The organism is Chryseobacterium sp. G0201 (genome assembly GCF_003815655.1).
GTDB lineage: Bacteria > Bacteroidota > Bacteroidia > Flavobacteriales > Weeksellaceae > Chryseobacterium.
In genome coordinates this window covers 3,213,558-3,232,098 of the sequence record NZ_CP033917.1, presented here as the reverse complement: position 1 = coordinate 3,232,098, position 18,541 = coordinate 3,213,558, and the positions used below count along the sequence as shown (strand labels likewise).

The following is an 18,541-nucleotide window of genomic DNA, read 5'->3' as shown; positions in this document are numbered from 1 at the left end:
TTTCAAAAATAAAAAACCTTCCAAATCGGAAGGTTTTTGTGTAAATATTTTTATTGATTTTCAAGTTTATGAACTTTTTTCGTTCCCTCGTACATTTCGTACTGTAAAAATCTTGTTTCCAATTTTCCGTTGAAAAGTTTGATCTTTCTTGAAGGTCGAAGTCCAACTTTCTTCACAGCTTCTAAGTCAGAAGAAATTAGCCAAGCTAATGTATTCGGATAATGCGTTTTGAAAGTATCTCCTATTTTCTTGTAAAAATCATCATCATTAATAGAAATTCTCTCGTCATAAGGTGGATTAAACACCATTAATAAAGGGAAAAGTTCTTTTTTGGTTTCAAAGAAATCCTGTCTTTTCACTTCAATAATATCTTCCATTTCAGCAGCTTCAATATTGGTTATTGCAGCGCTAAGCATTCTTCCATCAATATCGTAACCTACAATTTTACCTGTAAATTCTTTAATTCTACCGATTCTTACTTCTTTAATTCTTGCAAATAATTCAGAATCATAATTTTGCCAGTTTTGGAATGCAAATCTTTTTCTGAAAATCTGCGCAGGAAGATCTAACGCGATCATTGCCGCTTCTATCAAAAGTGTTCCCGAACCACACATTGGGTCTAGGAAGTTCCCTTTTCCGTCCCAACCTGCTAATTGAAGCATTCCGCTTGCTAAAACTTCATTAATTGGTGCTTCACCCTGCTCTTTTCTGTATCCTCTTTTAAATAAAGCATCACCAGAAGAATCCAAAGAAATTGTCACCAATTCTCTGTCGATATGAAGGTGAAACTTGATTTGTGGACTTTTAGAATCCACATTCGGACGTTTTTTAACTTTTTCCTGAAAATAATCAACAATTGCGTCTTTCATTTTCAAGGTTACAAACTGTGAATGCTTAAAAGTATCAGAATTCACCGTTGAATCGATCGCAAAAGACTGATCAACATCCATGAACTGCTCCCAATCCACTTTAAACAATTTATCGTAAAACTGATGCTGATTAAAAGCCTTAAATTCCAAAATAGGAACTAAAATTTTTAAAGCAGTTCTCGAAGAATAATTAATTTTATAAAGGAAACCCAAATCTCCTTCACAATTTACCGCACGATTTTTAATTTCGACATTACGCCCACCTAATTTTTTGATCTCTTCCGCCAAGATCGGCTCCAGACCGAAGAATGTCTTGATCTGAATCTTTAGATTTTCTATATCCATAATTTTATCATTAAAAGATTTAATGATTTAAAAACTAAAAGATTAAGGCTTCAATTTTACTGTTTATTGAAATTTTCAATCCCTCAATGTTTAAATACATTTCTTTTAAGACCACAAATTTAGTTATTTTTGCATTATGGAATGGTTTGAATCTTGGTTTGATACACCTTATTATCATTTGCTTTACAGTAACAGAGATTATACTGAGGCAGAAAACTTCATTACAAAGCTTACTTCGGAGCTTCAGTTACCGCCTTCTTCGAAGATTATTGATCTGGCTTGTGGTAAGGGAAGACACTCGGTTTTCCTTAATAAATTAGGCTATGATGTCTTAGGATTAGATCTTTCCAGACAGAGTATAGAATTTGATAAACAATTTGAAAATCAAACCTTACTTTTTGATGTTCACGATATGAGAAATCCTATCGATGCGGATCCTATGAACGCGGTTTTCAATTTATTTACAAGTTTTGGATACTTTGATAACGAAAAAGATGATAAAAATGTATTCCAATCAGTATATAATGTTCTAAAACCCGGAGGATATTTTGTTTTGGATTATCTGAATGAAGAATATGTAAGAAAAAACATCGTTCCTGAGTCAATAATCACTCGTGGTGACATTGATTTTAAAATCTGTAAGAAAATTGAAGGAAGACATATCGTTAAAGATATTCAGTTTGAAGCAGACGGAAAACCTTTCCACTTCTTTGAAAAAGTAAAACTTCATACGCTGGACGCCATCAATTCTTACGCAACAGAATGCGGTTTTGAAAGAGTGAAAATCTGGGGAGATTATCAATTGAATGATTTTAATAAAGACGTTTCAACGCGTTGTATCAATTTATTTAAGAAAAAAGCATGATAACCGTTTTTTTACTGATTTTAAGTGTAATTGTAGGCGTATTTCTTGGAAAGCACTTCGGGAAAAAGGAAAAATTAGCGAAAAATCTATTGATTTTAAGCGCCGGTTTCCTGATCACGATTTGTTTAAATGAAGTATTTCCTCAAGTTTATGCTGTTGAAGGAAGTAGCAATTTGGGAATATTCGTCATTGCCGGTGTGCTTTTACAAATGATCCTGGAAGCTTTAACCAAAGGTTTCGAGCACGGCCACGTTCATCATCACAGTGATCATAATATTCTTCCTGTTGCTTTAATGGTCGGGCTTTTCGTTCATGCTTTTATTGAAGGAATTCCTTTGGCTAATGAAGAACATGAGCTTTCCCCGTATCTTTTGGGAATCTTATTTCACAATCTTCCGATATCGTTTATCTTGGGAGCATTTTTGTTTAACAGAAAAGAAGGTTCTAAAGGATCTTCCTATCCATCGATACTGATCGTAGCATTATTTGCTTTAGCCTCACCTTTAGGAATGTTGTTGGGTAATTATTTCAATCCTGATTTGCAACCTTATTTCCTTGCCATCGTAGGAGGAATTTTCTTACATATATCATCCGTAATTATTTTTGAAAGCAATAAAAATCATAATATTGACTGGATGAAAATCGGACTGGTAATTTTAGGAGTTTCGTTGGCTTTATTAATGCATCTTTTCCACAATCATGACCATGTGGGACATCATCATTAAAGTTTTTTCTCTTTATCAATCTTAAATATAATACATAAAAATAACGATAGCCATTTACATTAAATGGCTATTTTTTATTATTTTTTTAAAGAACTTTTATTAAATATAATTTGTTTGAAATAATTTAACATTTAAAACATGGAAAATAATCTCAAAATCTCCTTTAAATTTACCCCGAAATCTGCTTTTAAAAATTAATTTTTCTCATAAAAAAAAACATTCTTATAAAAAAAGAAATGAGTTAAAATCTAATTAATTTATTTATCAAAAAGTTTTTATTTTACTGTAATTTTTAATAATTAATTAATATTAAAACATAATAATTATTTAATAAATACTATTTTAACATAATTTATGAATATATAAATAATTAATACGACATTTTTTGTACATTAGCGATAATAAAATAGCAGATGCATGAAAAACCATATCAAAAATTTTAAAAAAGCAGGTGTTGTTTTTTTTTTAATGTCCAGCTTTATATCGGCGCAGACAGGAAAAGAAAAAGACTCCTTGAGAGAGACAGAAATTGAAGATGTAGTCATTATTGGTTATAAAGCCCAAAAAAAATCAAGTCTTACCGCAGCAGTTTCAACAATTTCTGACAAAAAGTTAAAAGATGCCAGCACTTCAGATGTATCCAGCATGTTACAAGGAAAAGCAGCAGGAGCCCAGGTTAGCCTCGGCGGCGGCGCACCGGGATCTACCGCAACTGTAAAAATCAGAGGAACTTCTACAATTAACGGTCCTAGTCAGGCTTTATGGGTGGTAGATGGGGTAATGATGACAGGAACCCCCAATTTAGATCCCAGTCAGATTGAAAGCATCAACATATTGAAAGACGCTACCTCAACCGCTCTATACGGATCACGGGGCGCCAACGGTATTGTTCAGGTATTCACAAAGTCTGGAAACTCAGGAAAAGGCATCTTGAGCTTTTCAATAAATAACTCCTTCAATACATTTAATAATGGCCGTTTCAAACTAATGAACGGAACTCAATTATATGATAACTTCACATCACTTAAAAACGCTCCTCCTCTTCCTCAAGAACTTAGAAATGATGGTTACAACTGGCTTAAAAACGGCACTCAAACAGGTGTTGTACAAAATTACACCATAGATTTCAGGGGAGGGTCTGAAAATTCTAAAACCTATATTTCCGGGAATTATTACAATGAGACAGGAACGGTTAAAACATACGAATTCAACCGATTATCTTTCAGGATTAATCATGAACAAAAAGTAAAATCTTGGTTAACCTTAAAACCAAAAGTTAGCCTATCCTACACCACAGGAAAAGATCAGCAAGGCTCACTATACCAAATGTACCTCAACTTACCTTGGGACAACCCTAGAGATTCGGACGGAAACTTAATAAATCCAAACACTTATCAAGGAACTTGGTACGGAAGAGATTACAGTAATTATTTACATGACCTACAATGGAATTATGGAAAAAGCAACCAATTAGATCTCTTAGGAAATCTTGACGCAGAAATTAAGATTACTGATTACTTGAAATTTGTTACAACAAACAACATTACTTACATGAACTATGATGACATGTACTACACCGATCCAAGATCTATCTCCGGAGAAAGTAATAAAGGTGGATTAACAGAATCATATGTAAAGGACATCAGTAAGTTTTTTAATCAGATGTTGAGATTTGATAAAGATTTTGGTGTTCATAATGTAAATGCATTAGCAGCTTACGAATATTCAGACAGGTTTTATAAAATATCCCGAGCAGGCGTTTACGGTGTGGTTCCGGGAACGGATATTTTTGATGATGGAGCTACAACAGGACAAAAACCATCAGGAACGAAATTCGAAAGAGCTTACAACGCTCTTCTATTCAACGCAGAATATGTTTATGATAAAAAGTATTTTGTTCAGGGATCTTTACGAAGTGAGTCTTCTTCCGCATTTGGTAAGGATCAAAGAAACGGATTATTTTACTCTTACAGTATAGGATGGAATGTTCACAAAGAAAAATTTTTCAATGTAAAAGCGATCAATGAATGGAAGTTAAGAGCAAGCCGAGGTCTTGTAGGAAACACTCCAACTCCAAATTACGGCTGGCAGGATCTATATGCATTAACGCAAGTATATAACGGACAGATCGGAGCAACATGGAGACAATTAGGAAATCCGGACTTAACCTGGGAATCTATTTACCAAAATAATATTGGTACAGATATTACAGCATTTAATAACAGATTAACTTTAAATATCGATTATTTTAACAATAAGACTAAAAACTTATTAGTATTAGCTACACTTCCTTCATTAACAGGCGTTGACAGACAATATCTGAATGTTGGCGACGTGCAAAACAAAGGCTGGGAATTTAATTTTAACTACATCGCTATCAAGTCTCCGACCGTTACTTGGGATCTGGGGTTCAACATCAGTACTTATAAAAATGCTGTTCTTTCTACGAGAAATAATGCCACCCAACTTTTAAATAACAGCCAAGCAGCAATATCAGGATATGATGTTACTTCTTTCTACATGAGAAAATGGATGGGTGTAAACCCTGATAACGGCGCTGGTCAATGGGAGGTTGTAAACGCCGATGGAAGCAGAACTTTAACATCCAATTACAATCAGGCAACATTACAGGTCGTTGGCCATGCGACGCCTGATTATTACGGAGCTTTCAACACCAATCTTACGATCAAAAATTTCTATATGAATGCCAGTGTTTATTTCTCACAAGGAGGGCAGATCTACAATTCTGACAGAGAATTATTTGATTCAGACGGCGCTTACCCTTATTACAACCAAATGGTACTACAAAATGGCTGGACAAGATGGGAAAAACCTGGAGATATCGCAACGCATCCGGTAGCAAGTTACAACAGCAGTAGTTTAACCAACAGACCTTCATCGCGATATTTAGAAGACGCAAGCTATGTTAAATTAAGATCTTTAAGACTTGGATATAATTTCCCGGCCTCATTAACAGAAAAGATCAAAATGAAATCTGCAAGCATTTATATCATGGGGGAAAATCTATTTACGATTACTAAGTTTTCCGGCGTTGATCCTGAAGTAGGAGTTCCAAGTAACCAAACTACATATTCCGGTAGAGCAGAAACAATATATCCTATTCCAAGAAGGTTTTCTTTGGGCTTTAATTTCTCTTTTTAAAATTTAAAACATTATGAAAAAAATATTCATTCCATTTTTTGCATTAACGCTAACAGCGTGTAATATAGACCGATCACCTTTCGATTCGAAGGATCTGATGTAATACTGGCAGATCCAACAGGATTACAAACGATAACATTAGGAAATTATGCTCTATTGAAAGGCGATGCCAACGGCGGCGGCTTTTTTAATAACCTATATCGAGTTGGTGAATATGGCGGAGACAACATTGATATTAGCGGAACCACATCTGATCAGTTTTTCTATTATTACAACTACAGAAGTATTAAAAATAACGGACGATCCAATACCATCTGGAATGCCGGATACAAAGCTATTATTGGCTGCAACAGGGTTATATCTAAATTTTCCGAAGGAAAAGATGCCGAGACAGACCAACTTATTGGTGAAAATTATTTCCTAAGAGCTTATGTTTATTTCTCTTTAGTAAACGTATTTGGAAGACCGTACAATCAAGGAACAGGAAACCTAGGAGTACCATTGAAAACTTCTGATGATGTTAATGAATTGCCACCCAGAGCAACTGTTGGAGCTATTTACGATCAGATTACTAATGATCTGAAAAAAGCAGAACAACTCATGACTCTTGATAAAAAAAATATTTACGCTTCTAAAGAAGCTGCCCAAGCATTACTTTCCAGAGTTTATCTTTATATGGAAAACAATGATAAAACCATTGAATACGCTGATAAAGTGATCAATTCCGGAAAATACACCCTGTTGTCGAATTCCGAACTCCCTTCTTACGCAACCAAAACTCCGGAAAACAACAACGAGACCATTTTTGCATTTAAATATAATAAAGATGGTGATTACAGCGATGGCTGGTACACGATCGGATCCATGTACGCGAATATTCAAAGTGTGGGTTGGGGCGAGATGTATGCATCTTCTTCTTATTTAAACCTCATTAGACAAAATCCTCAGGATGCAAGATTGAAATTTATTTCTCCTAAATACAGCGATCCGCTAATTCCGGTTGCCTATTGGGTACAGCAGGGAACCAATGCTTCGGGAGGAGTAACTTACAATTATGTTTTTCAAAAGACATTTCAACAAGGAGGGAACACTTACTTCACAATGAACAACGTCAATTATCAAATATATCCTGAAGTTTTACCTAATAAAACAAATTATTATTTTATGAATTCAGGAGGTGCCAAAACATATGTTACTTTAGATAATGACATGGATAAAAGAAACGGATATCCTAAATTTTACATCTTAAAATGTTCACTACAGGAAGGTGTAGCACAATTATGGTCACCGGTTGTGGTTAGATTAGCAGAAATATATTTAAATAGAGCTGAAGCCTATGCCAAAAAAGGAATGACAACTTCTGCATTAGCTGATGTTAATATCATCAGAACAAGAGCAGGAATTCCAACATACGCAACAGTTCCGGCAGGACAAACAATTTTAGATATTGTTCTTCAAGAAAGAAGACTTGAGCTTGCTTTTGAAGCACAAAGAAAATATGATGTATTCAGAAATAAACTGGAAATGAACAGACAATATCCGGGTACACATTTAAGCGGAAACAATCCATTTTATACAATACCTTATACCAATAATAGAATCATAGAATATATTCCGGAACAACAGATACAAATTCAACCAAACCTGATTCAAAATCCTGATTAATAACAATTAAACATAAAAAAGCTCCGAATCGAAGATTCGGAGCCTCAATTTAATCACTCATTACATATATGGGTAGAAATTAAAATTTCCATCCCAATGTAAGAAAGAAGTTATTTCTGATATTTTTCACATCCGAAACAATGAACGAATCACTCGCTACACTATTCGTTGCAGAATAATAAGCAGAATTATTATTATCATCCAATACACCAAACATAAAAGGGTTGGTATATTTTGAAGTTATATTCTGATAAGCAGCATCGATGTAGAATGATTTGAAATCATATCCGATACCGAATGACAATGCATTTCTGTTATTAAGAATAAGGTTACCATAAGACTGGTCAACCTGATCTCCTCCATCTGTATATCTTCCGATAGTCAAGGCATCAAACGGTGTTGAAGTGTAAGAATATCCACCTCTCAATCGTACTTGTTTTACTCGGTATTCCGCACCAACTCTTAATTCAGATAAGTTTTTATAATTATCTTTAAAGAAATTATTTATGTCGGTTTCTGTTTGAGTATATACTTTATATTTAGGTTTTGTAAGCCCTAATGTATAATCTACGTCCAAAGAGAAATTTTTACTCGCTACGAACGCAGCACTTACCGTTGCTTTAAGAGGCGAAGTAAATTTATTGCTTTCAAGGCCAATATCATCTCCGTAAACTGGATCATTGTAGAAATTATAGCTTTTATCAATAGTCCAGAAAGTAGGTGTTTCAATAGAAGCTCCTAATCTAAAGTTCGGACTCAATTTCCCAATCACCCCTAATGAAGCTGAAAAACCATTAGACCTTTCGTAATATGGCGTTCCGTTTTTGCTGAAAAATTCCGTAGAATTATTCGTGTTAGAATTTAAAGAAGCCGTATCCGACTGATCAAGCGATGCGTTGAAAAAATTTAATCCTGCACCGATATAAAGATTATGATTGTAATTTGCACCTACACCAAAACTTGTTTTAGATAGATTGCCATATCTATTGTAAGCATGTTTACCATACGATGATGAATTACCTGTATCCACATCAGTAAAAAGTATATTGCTGTTTCCTGCAGTTTCAACGTAATTATCAAGTGACTGATTTGAGAAATTAACCCCAACATTAATGAACTTCCAAGCACTTTCTGTCATCAGTTGGAAAGTCATAATACCGCCAACATTTCCAAGATCACCTTTCGTATTACTATAACTCGTTGATGCGCCTGCCAATGTTGAAGTATTTTTATTACCCATAATTGACAACGTCCCGGAAACCTCACCAGAGATGGCAACTCCTAAACCTGCGGGGTTGGTTAATAAAGAACTTGCATCTCCACCCAAAGCTCCGTTAGCTCCTCCCATCGCATTAAACTTGGAAGAACCTACCATTTGAGAATTAGAGTAAACATCAACAGAATTTCTTAGTACAGAAATATCCTGAGCCTGCGCAAAAAATGCAGCAGAAATACTCATTATTACTAAAGATTTTTTTAACATTATTTTTTTGAATAGTTATTAAATTTCACATATTATCTGCCACCTCTGAAGCCACCGCCTCCTCCGCCACCGGAAGATCTAAAACCGCCTCCACCACCGGAAGAACCACCAGATCTGAATCCGCCGCCGCCAGAGTTGAAACCACCACTAGATCTGAAACCACCATTATCGTTGGATCTAAATCCACTGTCATTTCTATATCTTGGCTGTGACTGTTGTTGATTGTAATTATAATTTTGTCTTGGTTGAGAATTACGGAATCCTCCGGCTTGACCATTATTTCTAAATCCTCCGGCTTGTCCGTTGTTTCTAAAGCCACCATTACTTCCCTGCTGTCTAAAACCTCCGTTAGTTCCATTTCTGAAGCCTCCATTATTTCCATTGCTGTTTCTGAAGCCTCCGTTACTATTTCTGAAACCACTTGCAGCTCTATTATTAGTATTGAAACCGTTGCTCATTCTGTTAAAGCTTGTTCCATTAGTACCGCTTCTTCTGTAAATACCTCTGTTGTAATAGCCATTACCCCAGTATCCACCTCCGTAAGGGTATCCGTAATATCCGCCACCCCAGAAAGGATCGTAGAAACCACCGTATCCATAACCCCAAGGGCTATATCCCCAAGAGCCTCCCCATCCCCATCCGAATGAGCTACCCCATCCGAAAGACATGCCCATGCCCCAACCTCTGTTCCATCCCCAATATGGGCTGTAACCACCATACCATCCCCAAGGTGAACCCCAAGAATTGTCATAATAATTGGTTTGAGATCCTGCAAAGTTACCCCAGTCAGAATCCGTAGCATTAGTATTCCAGTTATTATCACTCCAAGAGTCGTATCTGTTATTTTGCTCCTGAGAATTCATCTGTGCATTTTCAACAATATTTGAATCCTGGTAATAATCATAGTATTCTCCTACTCTGTTACCATTATCATTATTAATAATAACGCCTTCCGGTAGTGTGTCTTTATTCGGGTCATAGTAAACCCCATCTGTCTCCGTGTATCCACCCATCTGAGCTCCACAAGACATAAGCAATAATCCACCTGACACCGCCAAAATCCCTTTAGATTTCAACATACCAAGCAAATTTTTATGTATATTTCTTTTCATGATAACGTAAAGATTTTTAATTTAAATTATATTTGCAATCGGTACCAAAAATGTACCAAAATATCGTCAATAAAATCTATCAAAAATAGATTTTATTTTTTAGATAACAATAATAGGGAAAAGTTAAAAAAAATTTTAAGAATAATGGCAAAATTAACCTCAAGAAGCGAAGATTACAGCAAATGGTATAACGAGTTAGTTGTTAAAGCAGACCTAGCTGAAAACTCAGGGGTGCGAGGATGCATGGTTATAAAACCATACGGATATGCGATCTGGGAAAAAATGCGTGATGAAATGGATAAAAAATTCAAAGAAACAGGTCACGTTAATGCTTATTTCCCGCTTTTTGTGCCCAAAAGCTTATTCGAGGCTGAAGAAAAAAATGCTGCAGGTTTTGCAAAAGAATGCGCTGTTGTTACCCATTACAGATTAAAAACAGACCCAAACAATCCTGCGAAACTGATTGTAGATCCGGATGCTAAATTGGAAGAAGAATTAATCGTTCGTCCAACATCAGAAGCAATTATCTGGAGTACTTATAAAAACTGGATTCAATCTTACAGAGATTTACCTATATTAATCAACCAATGGGCCAATGTTGTACGTTGGGAAATGAGAACCCGTTTATTTTTAAGAACGGCAGAATTTTTATGGCAGGAAGGTCACACGGCTCATGCTACAAAAGACGAAGCGGTTGAAGAAGCTGAAAAAATGAATAAAGTATATGCAGATTTTGCAGAAAACTTCATGGCAATGCCGGTAATCCAGGGGGTAAAAACACCATCTGAAAGATTTGCAGGAGCTGATGAAACCTATTGTATCGAAGCATTAATGCAGGACGGAAAAGCATTACAGGCGGGAACTTCTCACTTTTTAGGTCAGAACTTCGCGAAAGCTTTTGATGTAAAATTCACTAACAAAGAAGGTAAAATTGAGCATGCTTGGGCAACATCTTGGGGAACTTCAACCCGTTTAATGGGAGCTTTAATTATGACGCACTCTGATGATTTAGGATTGGTATTGCCTCCAACGTTGGCACCGATTCAGGTTGTGATCGTTCCTATCTTTAAAGGAGAAGAGCAATTAGAGCAAATCAGTGAAGTTGCTTTAGATATTCAGGCTAAATTAAGAGCTAAAGGAATTTCTGTGAAGTTTGATAATGACACTCATAACAAACCAGGCTGGAAATTTGCAGAATACGAACTAAAAGGTGTTCCTGTAAGAATCGCAATGGGACCAAGAGATCTAGAAAACAGATCTGTTGAGATCGCAAGAAGAGATAACCTTACAAAAGAAACTCACAGTATTGAAGGTTTAGATTCTTACATTGAAGAATTATTAAAAACTATTCAAAAAGACATCTACGCTAAAGCATTAAGCCACAGAGAAGATCACATCACTAAAGTTGATACATACGAAGAGTTTAAAAAGGTTTTAGAAGAAAAAGGAGGTTTCATCTATGCACATTGGGATGGGACGGCAGAAGAAGAAGAGCAAATAAAGGACGAAACGAAGGCTACGATCAGATGTATTCCTTCAAACGATGACAATGAAGAGGGTATTTCTCTGATTTCAGGAAAACCATCTAAACGTCGAGTTTTGTTCGCAAAAGCTTATTAACATTTAACATAATAAATTAACAAATCTTTAAAAATTTTCGTGATTTTTAAAGATTTTTTTATTTAAATCTATATTTGGACAGATTTTTGTTTAATTTTATATCACATTAATCTCAAAATAATTTATTATGTCTTTAAATGTCATTGATTTAATTAAAGGACAATTAGGTCCTGCTTTGGTCTCTCAGGCTGCATCTCAGCTTGGAGAAAGTGAATCTGGTATTTCAAAAGCAATTGGAGGCTTATTACCTGCGATCGTAGGCGGATTAGCTAATAATTCGGACAATGCTGCGGTTTTGGATGCCATTTCGAATGCTTCTTCCAGTGGAATATTGGGGAACTTATTGGGTAACTCTGCAAACAGCTCTTGGATAAGTACTTTACTATCTTCCATCTTTGGAGACAAAGTAAGCGGAATAGTAAACGCTATTGCAACGTATGCCGGAATTAGTAATAATTCTTCAAGTTCACTATTGAATTTAGTAACTGGAGCAACGCTGGGATCTGTTGGAAAATATGCAGCAGATAACAATTTAGACAAATCAGGGATCTCTAGTTTACTGAGTGAACAAAAAGGTATTGTTTCAACATTGTTGCCTGCGGGACTTTCTTTAGCTTCTTTAAATATTGGAGACTGGGCTAAAGGATATAAGTTTGACAATGACGGTGACACGATAAAACAAACTGTACGTGAAGAGCCCAAAATAGAGGTTACAAGAAGTACTACTCCGGTAGGAACAGACCCAGACAGAAACAATTCTGACGGTGGCGGATCTATCTGGAAATGGCTTCTACCCCTATTATTATTGCTTGCAGCAGGTTATTTCCTATGGAAACAGTGTGAGAAAAAAGAAACTACAACAACAACGGTAGCAACAGATTCAACTGCGGCGCCTGTAGATACTGCAGCAACGGTTTCTTCAACAGATACAGCAACAGGAGCTACAACAACTAAAGTTGATGAAAATATCGATCTTAACGGTACAGCTCTTAAAGGTTATAAAGGCGGAATGGAAGATCAAATGATCGCTTTCCTGAAATCTGACGGTTATAAAAATGCTGCAGATGACAGTGCTTTGAAGGATAAATGGTATGATTTTGACCATGTAAACTTCAAATTAGGAAGTTCTACAGAATTGGAAGCAGGTTCACAAGGACAATTAGAGAATTTGGCAGCTATTTTAAAAGCTTTCCCGGATGCTAAAGTAAAAATCGGTGGTTATACTGACAAAACAGGTAACGAAGCGAGTAATGTAAAACTTTCAACTGCAAGAGCAGCTTACATTAAAGATTGGTTGGCAAAACAAAATCTTGGTGGACAAGTTTTAGGAGCTGAAGGATACGGAAGCCAATTTGCAACAGTAGACGCTAAAGCTTCTGATGCTGAAAGAGCAGTTGACAGAAAAATGGCTGTAAGATTTGCAAAATAATCTTCAACAATACATATCAAGATCCCGAAAAATAATTTTTCGGGATTTTTTTGTTATATACTTTGTATTTTCATTTATTTAATTAAATTTGTTAGTCATTTCTAACATTTATGAATCTGAATTTAAAAAACGCTTGGCGTAAAGATAAAACATCCCACTCTCTATCAGAAGTTTACTCTTCGATAAAAGTACCTAAAAATGGAAGTTTTTGGAGAAAATATCTTGCTTTTGCAGGCCCCGGATTGATGATTGCCGTTGGATATATGGACCCCGGAAACTGGGCCACAGATATTGCTGGTGGCGCGCAGTTTGGGTATACTCTCCTATCGGTAATTCTTATTTCTAATATTTTCGCGATGGTTTTACAGCATTTATCTGTAAAGTTGGGCGTTGTTGCAGAAAGAGATCTTGCTCAGGCTTGCAGAGATCATTTTGGACCGAAAACCAATTTTATGCTTTGGGTATTTTGTGAAATAGCCATCGCCGCCTGTGATCTCGCAGAGGTCATCGGTTCAGCCATTGCCCTGAATTTACTTTTCCATATTCCATTAACTTGGGGAATTGTGATTACAACCGTTGATGTTTTGATTATACTTTTACTTCAGGCAAAAGGTTTCAGATGGATCGAAAGTATTGTTGGTGGACTTATTTTCATCATTCTAGCCTGTTTTATTTATGAGATCGTGATTTCTCAACCTGCTTTTAACGAAATTTTAGGTGGATTGGTTCCTCAAAAAGAAATTCTTCAAAATCCGGCAATGCTCTATATTGCCATAGGAATTTTAGGAGCTACCGTTATGCCCCACAACCTCTATTTACACAGCAGTATTGTTCAGACAAGAGATTACACTCGTGATACAGAAGGAAAAAAAGAAGCGATAAAATTTGCAACAATTGACAGTACGGTTTCTTTAATGCTCGCTTTTTTCATTAATGCTGCTATTCTTATTCTGGCGGCGGCTACTTTCCATACGACAGGAAATCATGATGTTGCAGATATTCATGATGCTTATAAAATGTTGACACCGATCTTAGGAGCTTCAATGGCAAGTATTGCTTTTGCGATTGCTTTATTAGCTTCTGGGCAAAACTCGACATTAACAGGAACTCTTGCCGGACAAATTGTAATGGAAGGCTTTTTAAATATTAAATTAAAACCTTGGCTAAGAAGATTGATCACAAGATTGATTGCTGTAATTCCTGCCTTGATTGTAGCAATAATATATGGTGAAAAAGGAACTACGGAATTATTAGTTTTAAGTCAGGTTATCCTTTCGATGCAACTGAGTTTCGCTGTTGTTCCGCTTGTAATGTTTACCAATGATAAAGCAAAAATGGGCGAATTTGTAAATAAGCCTTTAATGAAAGTCTGCATCTGGATCATCTCATTTGTTATTATTATTTTAAATCTTTATTTATTATATCAAACATTTTTCGGAGAATAGATTTAAATGTGAATGATGAAATTGTGAATACTAAATTATTTAGCATCAATAATAGCCATACAGTTTGTCATCCTGGAAGGATCTAAACAATTATTTAAAAATATAAGTCTTAAAATAAGTCAAACTAAAAAACAAAATTTATTTTACTGTTTAAATCCTTCCAGCATGACAAACTGTGTGCTTATCTTTTATAATTAAATTTAAAAAAGTAGTCTTTCTACCAAATAAATCTTTGTTAATAATCAATTGTAAATTCACACACAAGCTGGAAAAATTGACCATTTTCTATTGATCATTGATTCCTAATCCTGCCTTAATGTCCTAATTTTTTCTTTGGCAGTATCTTTGCCAAACAATTCTTTAAAATAGTTATTGAAAATGGAAAATCAGGATATCAACGAAGAAAACATCAATACACAACAAGATACGAATACTCAGAACGAAACAGTTGCTGAAGAAAATGTGACAAATACTCCTACTCCGGAAGAACTTTTGGCAGAAGAGAAAAACCGTTACATTCGTCTTTACGCTGAGTTCGAAAATTATAAAAAAAGAACTTCTAAAGAGAAAATGGAATTTTTCCAATATGCAAATCAAGACATGATGGTATCTATGCTTGGTGTGTTGGATGATTTTGAAAGAGCTCTAAAAGAGATCGCTAAAAACGGAAACGAAGCAGACCTTCAAGGCGTTGAGCTTATCTATCAAAAACTTAAAAATAAACTTACTGAAAAAGGCTTGAAAGTAATGGAAGTAAGAGCCGGAGATACTTTCAATGTAGATCTTCACGAGGCTATTACTCAAATTCCTTCACCTTCAGAAGATTTGAAAGGTAAAATTGTAGACGTTATCGAAACAGGATATATGTTAGGCGAAAAAGTAATTCGTTTTGCAAAAGTAGTAACAGGAAACTAAATTCATCAATGATAAATGATGAGAGATAATTGATAGGCTATAAGCATCATTTATCATTTATCGATAATCAATTATAGAAAGACATGTCAAAAAGAGATTATTACGAGGTTCTTGAGATCAGCAAATCTGCATCAGCCGAAGAAATAAAGAAAGCATACCGTAAAATGGCGATCAAATTTCACCCGGATAAAAATCCTGGTGATAAAGATGCCGAAGAAAAATTCAAAGAAGCAGCAGAAGCTTATGAAATATTAAGCGACGACAATAAACGTGCAAGATATGACCAATATGGTCATGCAGGAGTTGGCGGAAACGGAGGCTTTGGAGGCGGAGGCGGTTTCGGCGGCGGAATGAATATGGAAGATATTTTCAGCCAGTTTGGAGATATTTTCGGTGGTCATTTCGGTGGCGGCGGTGGCTTTGGCGGAGGACAACAGCAAGTGAAAGGTTCTAATTTAAGAATCAGAATCAAGCTGAACCTTGAAGAGATGGTAAACGGAACTCAAAAAACTCTTAAAGTTAAAAAAATGAAGATGGCACCCGGTGCTACTTCAAAAACGTGTCCTACATGTAACGGTTCTGGTGTTCAGTTGAAAGTAATGAACACGATGTTCGGACAAATGCAGACTCAGACTACGTGTGGAACTTGTCAGGGAATCGGGAAAGTTGCCGATAAAATTCCAGCTGGTGCCAATGCACAAGGTCTAATAAAAGATGAAGACGAAATCACGATCAACATTCCTGCGGGAGCTAGAGACGGAATTCAGCTTAATGTAAGAGGAAAAGGTAATGACGCTCCTTTTGGAGGTATTCCAGGAGATCTATTGGTGATCGTAGAAGAAGAAGTAGATCAGGTAATTAAAAGAGAAGGTGATAATCTTCACCAGGAATTATATATTTCATTTGCTGAAGCTTCACTGGGAACTAAAAGAGAAATTCCTACCGTTGGCGGAAAAGTTAAGATCACGATCGAACCTGGTACACAATCAGGAAAGATCCTAAGACTGGCAGGAAAAGGCCTACCAAGCATCGACAGCTACGGAAAAGGCGATATGTTTATCCACATCAATGTATGGACACCACAAAAACTTACGAAAGAGCAGAAAGACTTCTTCGAAAAGCAGATGTCTAGCGGAGAAATGGTTGCAGAACCTTCCGGAAAAGAAAAAACTTTCTTTGATAAAGTGAAAGATTTATTCAACTAAAAATATTTAAAAGAGACTTATTGCAAGTCTCTTTTTTTATTCCATTAATTTTTTCTTCTATATTTGTTTCTATACTGAATTTATTCAATAGTAATGGAGACAAGAACAATATTTTTAAACGCCTGCCACGAAATCGCCAATCAGCTTGATGGGTTCAAAACCCTTGAAAAAGGGCAAAGACTTAAGAAAATTTCGATTGATAAGGATATCTATTTTGAGATTTATTTTCAATCAAGTTTTAGGAATGATTCTTCATTCATTCAAATACTTCCCCATATTAATATCTATTCTAAAATATTAAAGAAATGGCAGATTGAACAAACAAAAAATGAGTATTCTCAGGGATTAATTTTTGGAAATCAGATCGGCTATTTCACTCCCTATAATAATTGGAAAGAATGGAATTTGGCAGGTTTATCCTATGACAATTCGATTACTGAAATTACAGAAAGTATAAAACAACACATACTTCCCATATTTGAATTTTTCAATTCTAAAGAAATTGCCATCGATTTTTTAAAGAACAATGGAACAAAATTTAATCAATGGGCAGAAGATTCTATTTCTCCTTTAAACTTTCTACTTTGCTTTTCGGAAAAAGAAACTGCCGAAATATTTTTTAACAATTTTATAAGTCATTGTCCTTACAAAGGAAATATCTTCAACCTTTATGAAAAACTAAAAACGATGAATGAAATCGACCTCAATCACTCTGAATTTCATGGAGCTGATACAATTAAATTAGCATATGTAAAAGGATTGAAAATAAAATAGAGTTACTTATAATAAATATTTCACTTTCCTATTCACAAAAACCAAGATCAGGCTTACTATTAATAAAACTGTAATGAAAATTACAAATTCAAATGAAGGCAGATTCATATCAAAGATCCAGTTCATAATTAATGGATGGACTAAGTAAATTGCGGTCGATAAACTTGCAAGTATTTTAGAATCCGTTTTAAAAGGTAAATTTTTACAGTATAAAAATACCAACGGACACGCTATTAATAGGGAAATTAAAAGATCTATACTCTCCTTTTGGTTTAAATGAATGAGTTTATAATTTAGAAAAGCCTCAAAAACAACTAATGCAATTGATCCTAAAACAAGTGGTAATGAAGGATTTTGTTTAACATCAATATTTAATTTTTTAATTAAAAAACCTATTCCCAAAAATGGAAAACAGACAAATAAAAAGTTCCTGTAAAATGGATATAGATTCAATGTTGAATCCAATTCACCCGTAAAATAATGAAGATTTCCCAAAAGCTGAATGGTATAACCAATTCCGAATAAAATAAGAATGGTTGCACCCAATACAGAAGTTGATTTTTTCCTTAGAACAAACAACAGAATCCCTGCAAATAAAGTCCCGATCAGGTACCATAAATGGTGATAACCAAAAACAATATTAGTAAAAACCATCCCCTCTTTCCACAACGGAATATAGATTATCGACCAAATTGAATAGAGTAAAAATGTTCTTAATGACCATTTTTTCAACTTATCAAAAGTATCAACATAATAAAAATAATATCCCGTAATAATCAGGAAAACAGGCACTCCAATTCTAAAAAGTCCGTTTACTAGAACATAACTTAAGGAAGGATACTCATCTCTCAAAAGATGCATGTGTAAAAAAACGACAAAAAATGCCAGAATTATTTTTAATACATCAATTGATAAGCTTCTCATACA

14 protein-coding genes are annotated in these 18,541 nt (G+C 35.1%); 10 read left to right on the top strand and 4 right to left on the bottom strand.

Annotation, left to right across the window (positions count from 1 at the left end; genetic code table 11):
• Positions 1-50: 50 nt before the first annotated feature.
• Positions 51-1,214: a class I SAM-dependent RNA methyltransferase gene (locus tag EG348_RS14620; protein WP_072411937.1), complete on the bottom strand. Its 1,164-nt coding sequence runs from the start codon at positions 1,212-1,214 to the stop codon at positions 51-53.
• A gap of 136 nt (positions 1,215-1,350) precedes the next feature.
• Between EG348_RS14620 and EG348_RS14615 the strand changes: the two genes are divergently transcribed.
• The 4 genes from EG348_RS14615 (at position 1,351) to EG348_RS14600 (ending at position 7,631) form a co-directional block, all read left to right on the top strand.
• Complete coding sequence (locus tag EG348_RS14615) at positions 1,351-2,079, top strand: class I SAM-dependent DNA methyltransferase (protein ID WP_123983740.1); 729 nt, start codon at positions 1,351-1,353, stop codon at positions 2,077-2,079.
• Positions 2,079-2,804 (top strand): ZIP family metal transporter, encoded by a 726-nt coding sequence (locus EG348_RS14610; RefSeq protein WP_123985089.1) that lies wholly within the window; start codon positions 2,079-2,081, stop codon positions 2,802-2,804. The genes EG348_RS14615 and EG348_RS14610 overlap by 1 nt, the downstream gene beginning before the upstream one ends.
• Positions 2,805-3,221: 417 nt before the next feature.
• Complete coding sequence (locus tag EG348_RS14605) at positions 3,222-5,966, top strand: SusC/RagA family TonB-linked outer membrane protein (protein WP_123983739.1); 2,745 nt, start codon at positions 3,222-3,224, stop codon at positions 5,964-5,966.
• Positions 5,967-6,122: 156 nt separating this feature from the next.
• Positions 6,123-7,631, top strand: coding sequence for a RagB/SusD family nutrient uptake outer membrane protein (locus tag EG348_RS14600; RefSeq protein ID WP_228414753.1), 1,509 nt, complete (start codon positions 6,123-6,125; stop codon positions 7,629-7,631).
• 79 nt (positions 7,632-7,710) lie between these two features.
• On the opposite strand, the gene EG348_RS14595 is transcribed toward EG348_RS14600, so the two are convergent.
• A complete protein-coding gene (locus tag EG348_RS14595) occupies positions 7,711-9,114 on the bottom strand; it encodes an OmpP1/FadL family transporter (protein WP_123983738.1) in 1,404 nt (467 codons plus the stop codon).
• 32 nt (positions 9,115-9,146) lie between these two features.
• The gene (locus tag EG348_RS22035) at positions 9,147-10,226 is read right to left on the bottom strand and encodes a prolyl-tRNA synthetase (protein ID WP_123983737.1); all 1,080 of its coding nucleotides are present in this window, start codon (positions 10,224-10,226) and stop codon (positions 9,147-9,149) included.
• 144 nt (positions 10,227-10,370) lie between these two features.
• On the opposite strand from EG348_RS22035, the gene proS reads away from it, so the two are divergent.
• The 6 genes from proS to EG348_RS14560 all read left to right on the top strand — a co-directional run bounded on the left by proS (position 10,371) and on the right by EG348_RS14560 (position 17,614).
• The gene (gene proS / locus EG348_RS14585; protein WP_123983736.1) at positions 10,371-11,846 is read left to right on the top strand and encodes a proline--tRNA ligase; all 1,476 of its coding nucleotides are present in this window, start codon (positions 10,371-10,373) and stop codon (positions 11,844-11,846) included.
• Between the two features lie 127 nt (positions 11,847-11,973).
• Entirely contained in the window at positions 11,974-13,275 is a 1,302-nt protein-coding gene (locus EG348_RS14580; RefSeq protein ID WP_123983735.1) for an OmpA family protein, read from the top strand.
• Positions 13,276-13,385: 110 nt separating this feature from the next.
• Complete coding sequence (locus EG348_RS14575; RefSeq protein ID WP_123983734.1) at positions 13,386-14,720, top strand: Nramp family divalent metal transporter; 1,335 nt, start codon at positions 13,386-13,388, stop codon at positions 14,718-14,720.
• 378 nt (positions 14,721-15,098) lie between these two features.
• On the top strand, positions 15,099-15,635 hold the full coding sequence (locus EG348_RS14570; protein WP_123983733.1) for a nucleotide exchange factor GrpE: 537 nt from the start codon (positions 15,099-15,101) through the stop codon (positions 15,633-15,635).
• Between the two features lie 83 nt (positions 15,636-15,718).
• Positions 15,719-16,840 (top strand): molecular chaperone DnaJ, encoded by a 1,122-nt coding sequence (gene dnaJ / locus EG348_RS14565; RefSeq protein ID WP_123983732.1) that lies wholly within the window; start codon positions 15,719-15,721, stop codon positions 16,838-16,840.
• A 93-nt stretch (positions 16,841-16,933) separates the two neighbouring features.
• Complete coding sequence (locus EG348_RS14560) at positions 16,934-17,614, top strand: DUF4304 domain-containing protein (protein ID WP_123983731.1); 681 nt, start codon at positions 16,934-16,936, stop codon at positions 17,612-17,614.
• A gap of 6 nt (positions 17,615-17,620) precedes the next feature.
• Here the strand turns inward: EG348_RS14560 and EG348_RS14555 are convergent, their stop codons facing one another.
• Positions 17,621-18,538, bottom strand: a complete 918-nt coding sequence (locus tag EG348_RS14555) for an acyltransferase family protein (RefSeq protein WP_123983730.1) — start codon at positions 18,536-18,538, stop codon at positions 17,621-17,623.
• Positions 18,539-18,541: the final 3 nt, after the last annotated feature.

Bases quoted from the DNA above. Each gene is read 5' to 3' on its own strand.
- EG348_RS14580 (WP_123983735.1), top strand. From the start codon at position 11,974: ATGTCTTTAAATGTCATTGATTTAATTAAAGGACAATTAGGTCCTGCT.
- EG348_RS14615 (WP_123983740.1), top strand. From the start codon at position 1,351: ATGGAATGGTTTGAATCTTGGTTTGATACACCTTATTATCATTTGCTT.
- EG348_RS14605 (WP_123983739.1), top strand. From the start codon at position 3,222: ATGAAAAACCATATCAAAAATTTTAAAAAAGCAGGTGTTGTTTTTTTT.
- proS (WP_123983736.1), top strand. From the start codon at position 10,371: ATGGCAAAATTAACCTCAAGAAGCGAAGATTACAGCAAATGGTATAAC.
- dnaJ (WP_123983732.1), top strand. From the start codon at position 15,719: ATGTCAAAAAGAGATTATTACGAGGTTCTTGAGATCAGCAAATCTGCA.
- EG348_RS14555 (WP_123983730.1), bottom strand. From the start codon at position 18,538: ATGAGAAGCTTATCAATTGATGTATTAAAAATAATTCTGGCATTTTTT.
- EG348_RS14620 (WP_072411937.1), bottom strand. From the start codon at position 1,214: ATGGATATAGAAAATCTAAAGATTCAGATCAAGACATTCTTCGGTCTG.
- EG348_RS14595 (WP_123983738.1), bottom strand. From the start codon at position 9,114: ATGTTAAAAAAATCTTTAGTAATAATGAGTATTTCTGCTGCATTTTTT.
- EG348_RS14560 (WP_123983731.1), top strand. From the start codon at position 16,934: ATGGAGACAAGAACAATATTTTTAAACGCCTGCCACGAAATCGCCAAT.
- EG348_RS14575 (WP_123983734.1), top strand. From the start codon at position 13,386: ATGAATCTGAATTTAAAAAACGCTTGGCGTAAAGATAAAACATCCCAC.
- EG348_RS22035 (WP_123983737.1), bottom strand. From the start codon at position 10,226: ATGAAAAGAAATATACATAAAAATTTGCTTGGTATGTTGAAATCTAAA.
- EG348_RS14570 (WP_123983733.1), top strand. From the start codon at position 15,099: ATGGAAAATCAGGATATCAACGAAGAAAACATCAATACACAACAAGAT.